At 27.2% G+C, this 12,522-nt stretch carries 13 protein-coding genes and 1 tRNA gene; 4 read left to right on the forward strand and 10 right to left on the reverse strand.

The genetic code is table 11. The features are described from left to right. Positions 1-172 precede the first annotated feature (172 nt). Positions 173-1,306, forward strand: a complete 1,134-nt coding sequence (locus A966_RS03120; RefSeq protein WP_008722437.1) for a pyridoxal phosphate-dependent aminotransferase — start codon at positions 173-175, stop codon at positions 1,304-1,306. Between the two features lie 60 nt (positions 1,307-1,366). Here the strand turns inward: A966_RS03120 and A966_RS03125 are convergent, their stop codons facing one another. The 9 genes from A966_RS03125 to A966_RS03165 all read right to left on the reverse strand — a co-directional run bounded on the left by A966_RS03125 (position 1,367) and on the right by A966_RS03165 (position 10,866). Continuing rightward, positions 1,367-3,136: an SWIM zinc finger family protein gene (locus A966_RS03125; RefSeq protein WP_008722439.1), complete on the reverse strand. Its 1,770-nt coding sequence runs from the start codon at positions 3,134-3,136 to the stop codon at positions 1,367-1,369. 15 nt (positions 3,137-3,151) lie between these two features. Then, positions 3,152-3,817, reverse strand: a complete 666-nt coding sequence (locus tag A966_RS03130) for a DUF3226 domain-containing protein (protein ID WP_008722441.1) — start codon at positions 3,815-3,817, stop codon at positions 3,152-3,154. Positions 3,818-3,823: 6 nt separating this feature from the next. Then, positions 3,824-4,891 (reverse strand): AAA family ATPase, encoded by a 1,068-nt coding sequence (locus A966_RS03135; RefSeq protein WP_008722443.1) that lies wholly within the window; start codon positions 4,889-4,891, stop codon positions 3,824-3,826. Positions 4,892-5,036: 145 nt separating this feature from the next. Then, positions 5,037-5,960 (reverse strand): protein translocase subunit SecF, encoded by a 924-nt coding sequence (gene secF, locus A966_RS03140; RefSeq protein ID WP_008722445.1) that lies wholly within the window; start codon positions 5,958-5,960, stop codon positions 5,037-5,039. Positions 5,961-5,996: 36 nt separating this feature from the next. Then, positions 5,997-7,508: a protein translocase subunit SecD gene (secD, locus tag A966_RS03145; protein WP_008722447.1), complete on the reverse strand. Its 1,512-nt coding sequence runs from the start codon at positions 7,506-7,508 to the stop codon at positions 5,997-5,999. A 35-nt stretch (positions 7,509-7,543) separates the two neighbouring features. Next, positions 7,544-7,978: a preprotein translocase subunit YajC gene (gene yajC, locus A966_RS03150; protein WP_008722449.1), complete on the reverse strand. Its 435-nt coding sequence runs from the start codon at positions 7,976-7,978 to the stop codon at positions 7,544-7,546. A gap of 390 nt (positions 7,979-8,368) precedes the next feature. Beyond that, the gene (locus A966_RS03155) at positions 8,369-9,349 is read right to left on the reverse strand and encodes an ABC transporter substrate-binding protein (RefSeq protein ID WP_008722451.1); all 981 of its coding nucleotides are present in this window, start codon (positions 9,347-9,349) and stop codon (positions 8,369-8,371) included. Between the two features lie 46 nt (positions 9,350-9,395). Then, positions 9,396-10,121, reverse strand: coding sequence for an ABC transporter ATP-binding protein (locus tag A966_RS03160; protein WP_008722453.1), 726 nt, complete (start codon positions 10,119-10,121; stop codon positions 9,396-9,398). Beyond that, the gene (locus A966_RS03165) at positions 10,111-10,866 is read right to left on the reverse strand and encodes an ABC transporter permease (protein WP_039955443.1); all 756 of its coding nucleotides are present in this window, start codon (positions 10,864-10,866) and stop codon (positions 10,111-10,113) included. The genes A966_RS03160 and A966_RS03165 overlap by 11 nt, the downstream gene beginning before the upstream one ends. Positions 10,867-11,055: 189 nt before the next feature. Here A966_RS03165 and A966_RS03170 point away from each other — a divergent pair, with 189 nt between their 5' ends. The 3 genes from A966_RS03170 to A966_RS03180 all read left to right on the forward strand — a co-directional run bounded on the left by A966_RS03170 (position 11,056) and on the right by A966_RS03180 (position 12,141). Beyond that, complete coding sequence (locus tag A966_RS03170) at positions 11,056-11,685, forward strand: NYN domain-containing protein (RefSeq protein WP_008722457.1); 630 nt, start codon at positions 11,056-11,058, stop codon at positions 11,683-11,685. A 90-nt stretch (positions 11,686-11,775) separates the two neighbouring features. Continuing rightward, positions 11,776-11,860 (forward strand) — tRNA-Leu (locus A966_RS03175). Between the two features lie 80 nt (positions 11,861-11,940). Then, positions 11,941-12,141: a hypothetical protein gene (locus A966_RS03180; protein ID WP_198643173.1), complete on the forward strand. Its 201-nt coding sequence runs from the start codon at positions 11,941-11,943 to the stop codon at positions 12,139-12,141. A gap of 7 nt (positions 12,142-12,148) precedes the next feature. Here the strand turns inward: A966_RS03180 and A966_RS03185 are convergent, their stop codons facing one another. After that, positions 12,149-12,436: a DUF6506 family protein gene (locus A966_RS03185; protein WP_008722461.1), complete on the reverse strand. Its 288-nt coding sequence runs from the start codon at positions 12,434-12,436 to the stop codon at positions 12,149-12,151. Between the last annotated feature and the right edge of the window lie 86 nt (positions 12,437-12,522).

A 12,522-nucleotide genomic window follows, 5' to 3' on the forward strand; every position in this document is an offset into this window, starting at 1 on the left:
ATTATAAAAAATAATAAAAATTAAGATACTGTAATTACTTATTTAAATTTTTTTATAATAAAAATTGACAAATTAAATATTTTTTGGTAAAATATTATTATATATAATATTATTGTATATAATATCATGTCTTAATATTTTAATAAAAAAAAAACACCTATGGAGAATCATCATGGAACTCAATAAAAATATACTTCAAGTGCCGTATTCGCTCATAAGAGAGCTTACAGAAAAAGCACAAAGTAAAGAAAATGCTATAATGCTTACAATAGGGGAGCCGGATTTACAGCCTCCTAAAGAGTTTATTGATTATGCCTGTGAGTTCGCTAAAACTCATAGATTGGGCTATACTCATTCCGGAGGAAGCGAGCATTTAAGAGGATTAGTTGCTAATCATTATAATAAATACTATGGCTCAGATATTAAAGCTGATAATGTTACTATGCATATTGGTTCTATGGAGGGTATTTCTTCTGTATTTAGAACTATACTTAATATTGATGATGAGGTTATAATACCTACTCCTTTTTTCTCTCCTTATGAACAGGCGGTAAAACTTTCTTATGGTAAATGTGTATTTTTAGATACTAGGGCAGATCATCTTGTAATTAAGCCTGAAGCGATAGACAAGGTTATAACAAATAAAACTAAGGCTATACTTTTCAGTAATCCTGGTAATCCTTCTGGATATATGCTTAAAAAAGAAGAGATGGATGAGCTTGTTAAATATTTTGAGAAAAAAGATATATTTATAATAGCCGATGAGATATATTCTGCTATATCATTTTATCCTTTTACTTCATTTGCTTCTTATCCTTCTATAAAAGATAAAGTAATAGTGCTTAATGGTTTTTCAAAATCCCATTCTATGACAGGATGGAGAATAGGTTACAGTATTTCTCCTGAATATGTGAGAAAATGTTTAGTTAATGCCAGCTTTAATAATGTTGGAAGTATGGTTACTGTTTCTTGTGCACTTGCTGAGTTTGCTTTAGAGAAATATCCTATGATAGAAGAGTTTAGGGATATATATAAAGAGAGGGCTTTCTTTTTATCTAAAGAGTTAACTGATATGGGATTTGATGTAATAGAACCTAGGGGAGCTTTTTATTTGTTTGTAGGATATGAGAAATTTTCTAAAGAGCCTTCTTTTGATTTTGCTATAAGATTATTAGATGAAACAGGTGTTGCTGTAGTGCCTGGAATTGCTTTCGGAAGTGAGAATTATTTTAGAATAGCTTTAACTCAGGATATACCTATATTAAAAGAAGCTGCTAAAAAAATAAGAGAATTCGTACATAAATAGATCATAAATTTATATTTGACGGCAGGAAGAAATTAAAAACTTCTTGCTGTTAATGTACGGTTAATTATCAAAAAATATATTTATAACAGCATTCGCATTTATTATACTTATAGGTCTTATATAATATTTAGTTTTTTCTAATACTATGAATCTGTTTTTGTCTACATTTGAATTTTTATAATTCATGATATATTTGATTCCATTTGAGTGAATTGATGTGTATTTTATATTTAAAGTTAATCTTTCTTCTTCGTCTTCTTTATATTTATTTATGATATCAAAATAAAGCATTTGTTTTATTTTATCAAACTCTTGATTTTCTATTATTTGAAATTCTGCTATTATTATTTTTGACATATCATTCTTATTGAAATAATCATATCTAAAATCTATATTTTTTATATCATTATAGGTTTCTGCAAATAGCTCTTCATTATTTTTTGACTCTTTTATATCTTTTAATAATGTATAATTAATTCTATCATTTAATATAACTGAAGTAAATTTACTTGATGATATTCTCTCTTCATTGTTAACTTTATAATTTATGAATTTTAATTTATATTTTGAAATTTCTTCTATAGAGATATTATTTTCAAAATGAATTTTCTTTCTGTAATTGCTTCTTACATCATCATAAGAAATTTTAGCATTATCATAAAATGTAGGTATAACATAAGAAAAGAATGATAATTTTTTAGTATTTAAATTATATAGATAAGCACTTGCTCCTAAATATCCTGTAGAAGAAATCCAAGGATAAGCACCTAAGCCCGCTAATTCTCCGCTTTTTCTATTTATATATTTGCTTCTTATTTCTCCTGTAAGAAGTTTTACCGTTTTATTATCATTATTTTGCTTTGCTTTTTCTATATTTTTTATTGTATTATAAAGTCTTGAAAGTGAGGCAAAAGCAAATAATTTATTAAATGAAGCATGTTTATTTATCATAGAGTTAATACTCTCAGCAATACTTCTAAATATTTTTGCTAATTCCGGCATATTTTTTACTTGAAGTTTTATACTTATTTGTTCTGCAATATCAAAATCTTTTTCACTGCATGAATAGAATCCTTTTTCAAAAATATTTTCAATATAATCTTTTGCAAATTTTAAAATATTTTCATCTATTACTTTATCTTCTTCTTTTATATCCTCCAAAGTTCCGTACATCTCTTTGTATTTTAATATAGCTATTATCTTATGAGCACAAAGTGAAGAGTCTTTGCATGAACATACTGCCTTTTTTATGCTGTCTTTTTTAGGAAAATATATAATTGTATTTTCTTCTGGAATATTAATTTCAAGCATAGCATCTTCTTTAATCTCTGCTTCAATATTTTCATAAAACCTATCTAATGCATATTCAAAATTTCTTTTAGTGCTTAATTTCCTAATTTCATCGAAACTTATATTTTTGACTTCATCAAATGTATTATTTATTGTATTAATATTTGTTTTTTCTGTCTCTTTTGTTTCTTCTGTATTATTATCTGCTGTATCTTTATTGTTTTCATTTTCTTTATTTTCTGTATCTAAATGTTCTATATATAAAAGCGACATTATAATATGTTTGCAAATATCTTTTGAAGGACATGTGCATTTGCTTGATTTTATATCCTCATCATTAAGTATTACTTCTATTTTATCACCTGTATCTATTGTAACTTTTATTTTATCATCGGCTTCTTCTAGCTTTATTTTTTCAGGGCTATTATTTATAATATTATCAATGTCTTTTACTGATCTGTTATATATGCCTTTATTTGTGAGAGTAAGGAGAAATTTTTCATTTACATATTGTTTTAAATTGTTAATTTTTTCATTCATTTTATAAACCTATTTTTATTTGAACATATTATTTAAAAAATCAATTAAATCATATAATACATTTGAATCCAAATAATGAGAGCATTCCTGAAATAACCCTCCTACTGTATTTCTCTTTTTGCATCTTACCGATATAAAAGCAAGTATTTTAGCTTTTAATAAATGGGCTTCATTACTGCCTTGATTAATATAATTATCAGCACAGTTAAAAAAATTATTAACGCAGTCATTATATAAGTCTTTATCATTTTCTAAAATTATTTTTTCTACTAAATGTTCTAAATATCCAGAAGTTTTATCATCTGTTTTGGCTGTTATAAATAAGCCTTTATAATCATCATAATAAATATTGTTGTTTTGATTATATTCGCATTTTATAATATCATTAAAAATATTAAATCTTTTTTGAGCATTACTTTCAGCATCAACTACAATTGCAAGTTTTTCTATATTACTGTAGTTGGAAGTTTTTATAAATGAAGAAATATGATTTTTATTATCAGCTTCATTGATTGTTATTATTTGAATAGTGTTATCATCTTCTATAAAAGTTTTATCATATTTACCTATTATGCATTTTAATCCTAATTTTTTATTAATTAAAAGAGAGCATAAATCTCTCTCATCATTTCCTTCAACAAGAAGAACTTTTTTAGCCATAGGATTCATTTTATTTTCCATTATTTTTTATCTTACCTCCCAATTATCCATAGCATTATTTAATTCTTCATTGTTATATATTATAGCTTGATATTTATACTTTTCTTTTTTGTCAGCTTCTATTCTTATGCCTTGAATATCATCATTTGAGTTGTATTCATTTTTTACCTCATTATAAACATCATTAAAAGCCTTTATACATTCATAAGAGTGAGTAGTTGCAAAAAGCTGAACATTATTTTTATAGCATACTTTAAATAGAGATAGCCATAAATTCCTTAAAGCACTATGATGAAACCCATTATCGATTTCATCAATAAGCATAACTCCATTTGCAATAAATGGTATACTTACTATGTAATTGAATATTTTTAATATACCGCTTCCCAATGCATTTATTGGTAAATATCTGTCAAGCCCAATATCAGCTTCACAGATTTGTTCAGATGATATTCTTATTGATTCTATATTTGGTATTATAGCTTTTAAAGTCTCTACAACTATTTTATCCATTTTTAAATTTTGAAGTTTATCAAATGATGAAACAACATTATTTTTTACTCTTGTTTCTGAAGTACTGTAATCATTAAAGAAATAAAAGTTAAATAATGAAGGAGCTAAAATTGCTGAGCGTATATTTATATTGTTAATAGGAAAATTATTATTAATAGGTATAAAACTATTATCTATCTGTCTGTTATCATTTATAATCATTGGAAGTTTTATAGTTTCTCCATTATTATTTTTTACTTGATAATAAATACCATCTAAAGTTGCAAGCTCTAATGATTTTATAGGGTATATATTTAATTCTCTTTTATAAGTTTTTATATTAATAGGATTAGTATAATCAAAATTATAAAAAATTAACTCCAAATTATTATTTATAGGTATATTCCTTTGAAAAAAAGAAGAAGATATAACTGTATCGCTTCTAAACATATTTGAGTATAAATATAATGCCTCTAAAAGATTGCTTTTTCCAACACTGTTTTTACCGAATATTAAATTGAACCTTTTAAAACTGTCAATAGAAAATTCTTTGAAGCATTTAAAATTACTTATACTAATATTTGGTATTTGAATATCACTCATAATTTTTATTCCGTTTTTTATTTATATTTGATAGCATAAAAATAATATATTAAAATAAATATCTTGTCAAAGATTAAAAATAATACAAATAAAAAAGAGCATACATAAAAATGCATACTCTTTTATTTTTATATTTAGTAATTTGTTAATCTTTTTTAGTTTTCATAAATAATATTAAAAGACCGCTTGCTATAAAGTTACTAGCATAAGTACCTATAACAACACCGCAGAAGAATGTAAAAGCAAAATCATAAAGTATGAAGCCTCCCCATATCATTATGGCTAATGCGGCAAGAAGTGTAGATATACTAGTTATTACTGTTCTTCCTACAACATTGTTCAAACTTATATTAACAATCTCTTTAAATGGTTTTTTAGTGTCAGTATTCTCTCTTATTCTGTCAAATACTACTATGATATCGTTAATAGTGTAACCTATTAAAGTAAGCATTGATGAGAGAACTAAGACAGAAAACTCTTTATTTAGAAAAAGAAGTATGCCGAATACTATGACAACATTATGTATAAGTGTAATTATAGCAGGGAAAGCGTATCTGTAATTAAATCTTATAGTAATGTATATCATTATGATAACCCAAGAAACTATTATAAGTATGAATGCCAGCTTCAAATTATCAGAAGATACAACACCGCTTATGATATTGCTTCCTATAAGTGTAACTTTTTCCTGAGTGTATTTGTCATAAAGCACCTGCATAGCTCTGTCAGATTCTTCATTAGATCCTCTGAATCTTAAAAGGAAAGCATTTACATTGTCTGCCCCTTCAAGTTCCTGAATATTAACAGTTTCCGTTCCGAAATTATTGTATAAAGCTCTTATTTCAGCAATATTAATTACTTCAGGATTATTTATCTGTACTTTTAATTCAACACCGCCTGCAAAGTCAATACCCATATTAAAACTGTTTGTGGTAAGTTTATTTACAAACAATGCAATAGAAGCTATGAATAATATAGATGATATCACAGCAGCTATTGGCATAATTTTAACAAATGGTATCTTGTTTTTTGTTAAATCATTATTTTCTTTTTTTATATCTTCACTCATTTACAAAATCCTATTTATTTTTAAGAAGTCATATAATTAAATAAAGAAGAATCCTGCTTTCTTTACTATTTTAGTTCTTATAATCTCTTCATAGATATATCTTGTAATAAATACAGCTGTGAATAGGTTTATCAAAATACCGAAGAACAAAGTAATAGCAAAGCCTTGTACAGGACCGCTTCCGAATATCCAAAGTATTAAAGCTACAATTATAGTAGTAATGTTAGAGTCAAATATAGTAGCGAATGCCCTGTCATAACCTGATATAATAGCATCAGCAACACTAGATTTCACTTTTAACTCATCTTTTATACGCTCGAATATAATAACATTGGCATCAACAGCCATACCTATAGTAAGAATAAGTCCGGCTATACCAGGCAATGTCAAAGTAAATCTTAGAGGAGATAATACTGCTATAATGAGTACAACATTCACAATCATTGCAATAGTTGCTAAAACTCCTGATACTCTGTATACCGCTATCATAAATACGGCAACTAAAATAGCAGCCATAAGCAAAGCAGTAGCTCCGGCTTTAACTGAGTCAGCACCTATGGACTGTCCTACAACCTCTTCTTCTACTATACTAACATTAAGAGGCAAAGCACCTTCTTTTAATATTCTAGCCAAATCCTGAGCTTCTTCTAAAGTAAATCTTCCAGTAATAACACCTCTTCCGCCTCTAATTTCATCATTGATATTAGGTGCACTTATCACTTTATCATCTAATACTATAGCAAGCATTCTATTTTTATTTTGAGCTGTAACTAAAGCAAACTGTTCTGAACCTTCATTATTAAGTTCAAACTCAACAGTAACTTCTCCGAATTGTCCTCCGCCTACCTGAGCATTTATTAAAGCACTTCCTTCCAATGAAGGTTCTTTATTAACTATAACAGGAGCACCTCTTATTCTTCTTCCGAAATCATCTTTTTCACTGTAAAAATAAAGCTGTTTTCCATATTCCGGAACTTTAGCTGTATTTGTAAATACACCCATAAGCATATCATTTGTAGTTAAAGTAGCAGTAGCAGCTTCATCTACCAAATTAAAAGTTAAAGCTCCCTGACTTAATACCACACTTTTTATTCTGTCCGGATCTCTTGCTCCCGGAAGCTCAACAACTACTCTGTCCTCACCCTGTTTTCTTATACCTACTTCACTTACTCCGAATTGATCTATTCTGCCTCTAAGTCTTGATATAAGTCTTTCCATAGCATCATTTTTCTCTTCAGCTGTAAGAGATGATACAGTTCTGTCAATTCTGTTGGCATACTCTTCAAAATCGGCCTGAAGAACGATTCTTATACCGCCTTGTAAGTCCAAACCCATATTAACAGATTCATTTCTTAATCTTTTAAGAGATTGAATATTATCAATTTGTTCTTTAGTGTATCCTTTAGCTATCATTTCATCTAAAGACATATTACTTTCTTCTTTTTTGTCATCAGATGTGAAAAAATACCATCTTACTGTAGGAGTAATAAACCAAGCCATTACACCAAGTCCTATAATGATAAATGCTAGTCTTAAATTATGACTCATATATACTATCCTATTATATTATATTTTTTATTTTATTATTCTTTTTTATCTTCTGCCTGAGCTTTTTCCAAATCTTCTTTTATTTGATTCTTATCTTCTATAGCCTTTTTATCTTCTTTTTTCTTTTCTTCTTTTTTAGGAGGGTTTAACATTTCTTCTGTAACAACTGCTGATATAGAAGATTTAACAATTTCCATTTTAGTATTTTCGCCTACTTTAACTATTGCAACTCTTCCGCCTTCTTTATCAGAAACATATTCAGCGATTATGCCGCCTGCTATTATTACTTTATCTCCTTTTTTTAATTCAGCTATACTTTGAGCTAATTTTTTCTGCTGCTGTTTCTGCGGTCTTATTAGTAGAAAGTAGAAAATAGCAAATATTACTACCATCATACCTATAGATACTAATGGGCTTCCGCCTGCCTGTGCTCCTTGGGCAGTTTGTGCGTATAATGTGGCTGTGAACATTCTTTAATTACCTCTTGATTTTTTTAAATTTTTTTGATTTTAACATATTAACAATATTTTATAGTTATGTCAATAGATTTGTATTAAAACTAATTTTATTAAAACTTATTAGTACTTTTATTATAATTTAGTTTTTTAAAAAAGAATAAAAGGTTTCTTCTATATATAATTATTTATTACATGCTTAACGAATAACAATATACATCATTATAAAAAACTTTGAAAGTTTCTATACTGAAATTAAGTATATATTAAAGGTATATAGTTTTTCTAATTATCTATTGAATTATTTAAGTGTTTGCGGCAAATATAGTAATTGCTAGTCAATACATTCATAAGTCTAATAAATGTAAGTAACTAGCAATTTTTATTAAAACAATATCAAAAAGATTATTTTATTATCAAATCATCTATATTAACTTCAGTTTCTATCATGTTATTATTTCTCATAAACTCTTCAGTTTTTTTCATAGAGTTTATATCATTATCAGTAATATCTATACTAAAGTCGTACATAGTATACATCTCTTTTACAGCCTCATCGCTAAGTCCTGTTTCTTTTGCAGAAATTGCCATAGCCTCATCATAATTATTTTCTATATAGCTTAAAACCTCTCTTTGTGCATTAATAAAATCATCTACCAATACTTTATTGCTGTTATAAAAACTTTCACTAGTAGCAACTGCTATAGTGGCATCAACTAAACCTTCCCCCGTAGTTACAACATTATAACCATCTTTTATCATATTATAGGCAGAAGGACCAGCAAGCAAAGCCATATCAACAGAGCCTCCCACTAAAGCAGCCTGAGATTCTGGTATGCCCATTGATATAAACTCTACATCGCTTTCTTTTAGTCCTAATGTATTTAAATATGCTGTTAAAAGTTCATGAAGTATAGTTCCTTTTGGTCCTGCTATTTTTTTTCCTCTAACTTCATCTGCTGTTGTAAAAGATGTTCCTTTTTGAGAAAATAATGTAAAAGCCTTTGGAGATCTGCTGTACATATTAATAATTTTTATATCAGCACCATTTGCTTTAGCTAATATTACAGAAGTAGCACCTACTGCATATAAGAATTGAATATCTCCTGATGCTAATGCCTGAGTTTGTTCCGGACCTGTTGTAAGTTCAGAATATGTTACGGGTATATTATATTTGCTGAAAGTATTGCTGAATATTGCTTTTTCTTTTTCAACTATTGATGGAACATTCAATGGTGATTTTACATATGTAATAGCTATTTTTTTAGCTGTAAAATTAGTTGATGAAGAATTAGAATTGTTTGAAGATTTATTATTATTGCAGGATACAGCAAATAATAATATAAATACTGTTATAATAGTTTTAAAAAAAATTTGTTTTTTCATTTTATAGCTCCTTAAAAATTATTTTAATATTATCTATTATTTTTTATTATTTATATTTTTCATTTCTTATAGAATCTAAAATATCTTTTTTTATATCTATAAACTCATTTGAAAGTATATTTCTTTTATAAGGCTCATCAATTAAATTATATTCTTTTTTTATACTTCCATTTTCAAATATTATAATCTTACTTCCTAAAATAAGTGCCTCATCAATACTATGCGTTACAAATATAATAGACTTTTTATTTTCTTTGTAAATATTAATAGTTTCATTCTGCAGAGTTTCTCTAGTAAAATAATCCAAAGAAGCAAAAGGCTCGTCCATTAGTATAATATCTCCATCGTATGCTAAAGCTCTTGCAATAGATACTCTTTGCATCATACCTAAAGATAGTTCAGAAGGATAAGCCTTATCAAAACCGTTTAATCCCATCATATTGATAAGGCTATATATTTTATCTTTGTATATATTTTTTTCTTTTTTGTTCATATAAAAAGCAATATTATCAAATACATTAAGCCAAGGCATAAGTCTTGATTCCTGAAAAACTATTGATATTTTAGCATTGTTTTCTACAATCACACTTCCGCTGTCTGCTTTTTCTAATCCTAATAATAATCTTAAAAAAGTAGTTTTACCGCATCCGCTTTTGCCTAATATTATTGTAATGCCTTTATCTAAAGATTCAAAATTAACATTTTTTATAACATCAATTTTTCTATTATCAACTATAAATGATTTTGAAATATTTTCAGTTTTAACTTTCAATGTATACTCCTTTAGAATAAGGAAGTTTTTTGATAAGATAAGAAAATAAAATATCAAACATATATCCCAAAATACCTATAGTAATAATTCCAGCTATAACCTTATCAGATCTAGAAAGCTGTTGGGCATCAAGTATCATATAACCCAATCCGCTTGACGCTGCTATCATTTCAGCTCCTATTATAGCCCTAAAACTATAGCCAAGTCCTATTTTCATTCCAGCGAGTATGCTTGGCAATGCACTTGGAAGCATTATTTTAAAAAATATTTTTGACTTTGTAAATCCTAGAGAGTATCCCACTTCTATGAGTTTTTTATCAACAGAACCTATAGCCTGTCTTATATTTATAAATATAGGAAAAAAAGAGGCTAGTATTATAATGATTATTTTAGATTTTTCGCCTATTCCAAACCATAATATCAATATTGCTATCAAACTTATAGGAGGTACATTTCTCATAAACTCTATTATATTTCTAAAATATTCAAATCTCTCAGGCTTTATACCAAGAATCATTCCAAATATAAAAGCAAAAACAAAAGCTATAGAAAAACCGATTATTACTCTCAAAAGGCTTACATATGTATTTTTTATTAGATTACCATTCATTATTTCCATATAAAAAGCTCTAATTACACGCTGAGGCGAAGGCAGAACATAGGCACTCCATATATGGCTTTCACTTGCTATAAACCAAAGTATTAAAATTAATACCAATATGATGTTTTGTTTTATAATCTTCACACTATTATCAATTTGTAAATTATATATGTTATAAGAGGCTAACATATATGAATAATTTGTCAATACATCATGTTTTTTTATAAAATAAAACTTGATTTTTTATAATATAAAATATATAATAATCCAAATAAGCGTAGTGGTTCCTCTGGAGCCTTACTCCCCATCATAGGATGGGGTTTTTTATTTTTTATGGATAAAGTTAATTTCTACATAGACGGATTTAATATATATCATGCCATTGATAGATTAAATAATAATAAGTTAAAATGGATAAACTATTATGATTTATGTAAAAGTTTATTAAAAGATAATGAGATAATAAATAAAGTATATTACTTTTCAGCATATGCTTTTTGGAAACCATATAGTCAAAATAAGCATTATATATTTATACAAGCACTTAAATATTTTAATGTAGAAGTAGTTCTAGGTAATTTTAAAAAGAAAAGTAAAAATTTAATTATAAAAGATAATAATGGTAATATAATAAAATATAATTATGAATATCATGAAGAAAAAGAAAGTGATGTAAATATAGCTATATATTTAGTAAGGGATGCATGTAATAGAAATTGTGATAAAGCTATATTGTTATCTGGAGATAGTGATTTAGTACCTGCTATAAAAATGGCAAAAGAAGAGAATGCCGACTTAAAAGTAGGAGTTGTTGTTCCGCCTAATGTTCAGGCAAGCAGTTTAAAAAATATTTCTGATTTTGATATAAAATTATTAAAAATTGATATATCTTCTTTTTTACTCCCCAATTCTATTAAATTAGAAACAGGGCATACAATAATTTGTCCTAAAGATTGGCAGTAATTTTATTTGATTATATAAATACAAATAATTTTTTATAAAATAAAACTTGATTTTTTTTTGCTAATATGATAATATATAAAGCAACTACCAGCTCGGGTGATGGAATTGGTAGACATAGCAGATTTAAAATCTGCTGGTCCTTGCGACCGTGCCGGTTCGATTCCGGCCCCGAGCAAATAAAAACTAAATAATGGAGCAGATAAAACAAGGTTTATAGCAATATTTTAGGCTATGAACTTTTTTTATATATTAAATATGGTAAATAATCACGATAAACTTTCTAAACAAAATCTAATTATCCTAATCATAGGGCTTATAATATTTGCCGTAAGTTTTTTATTTATAGCAATGGTAGGGCAGCACCCTGAAGGTTTTATGGGGTTTCTAGCTCCTTTTACTATGCTTGTGGGTATTATAGTTATAGTTACAGGTTTCTTGTATAAATCTAATTCATAATAATTTCTCATTTACCAAAAAGTTTTTTATAAATATCATTTTGCTCTTCTAAATGCACTGCAAATCCAACTGCAGTTTTATTTTCTGTAGCCTCTATTATCTTTCTTGCTCCTTCTTCTCCAAAGCCTCCGCATAGTTCTATACAGTCAATACCTTCATTTTGAAGTTCTTTTGCAATTTTGCATGCTTCTTCTATATTAGACACTCCTATAATTTGTGAAACTCCATTATGTATAGATGCTTTATCTTTTTTGCTGTCAAAAATTGTACCCATTATTAAGTAAGCGAATTTCATTTTAAACTCCTAAAAAAATATTCACTTTATTATAATATAATCGCAGAAAATATAAATAGGGGGCGGGTGGGTGGGCAGAATAAATT

Source organism: Brachyspira hampsonii 30446 (genome assembly GCF_000316195.1).
Lineage (GTDB): Bacteria > Spirochaetota > Brachyspiria > Brachyspirales > Brachyspiraceae > Brachyspira > Brachyspira hampsonii_C.

Excerpts from the sequence above, each read along its gene's own strand:
- A966_RS03170 (WP_008722457.1), top strand. The coding sequence starts at position 11,056 with ATGGATAAAGTTAATTTCTACATAGACGGATTTAATATATATCATGCC.
- secD (WP_008722447.1), bottom strand. The coding sequence starts at position 7,508 with ATGAGTCATAATTTAAGACTAGCATTTATCATTATAGGACTTGGTGTA.
- A966_RS03180 (WP_198643173.1), top strand. The coding sequence starts at position 11,941 with ATGGTAAATAATCACGATAAACTTTCTAAACAAAATCTAATTATCCTA.
- yajC (WP_008722449.1), bottom strand. The coding sequence starts at position 7,978 with ATGTTCACAGCCACATTATACGCACAAACTGCCCAAGGAGCACAGGCA.
- A966_RS03135 (WP_008722443.1), bottom strand. The coding sequence starts at position 4,891 with ATGAGTGATATTCAAATACCAAATATTAGTATAAGTAATTTTAAATGC.
- A966_RS03125 (WP_008722439.1), bottom strand. The coding sequence starts at position 3,136 with ATGAATGAAAAAATTAACAATTTAAAACAATATGTAAATGAAAAATTT.
- A966_RS03120 (WP_008722437.1), top strand. The coding sequence starts at position 173 with ATGGAACTCAATAAAAATATACTTCAAGTGCCGTATTCGCTCATAAGA.
- A966_RS03155 (WP_008722451.1), bottom strand. The coding sequence starts at position 9,349 with ATGAAAAAACAAATTTTTTTTAAAACTATTATAACAGTATTTATATTA.
- secF (WP_008722445.1), bottom strand. The coding sequence starts at position 5,960 with ATGAGTGAAGATATAAAAAAAGAAAATAATGATTTAACAAAAAACAAG.
- A966_RS03130 (WP_008722441.1), bottom strand. The coding sequence starts at position 3,817 with ATGGAAAATAAAATGAATCCTATGGCTAAAAAAGTTCTTCTTGTTGAA.
- A966_RS03185 (WP_008722461.1), bottom strand. The coding sequence starts at position 12,436 with ATGAAATTCGCTTACTTAATAATGGGTACAATTTTTGACAGCAAAAAA.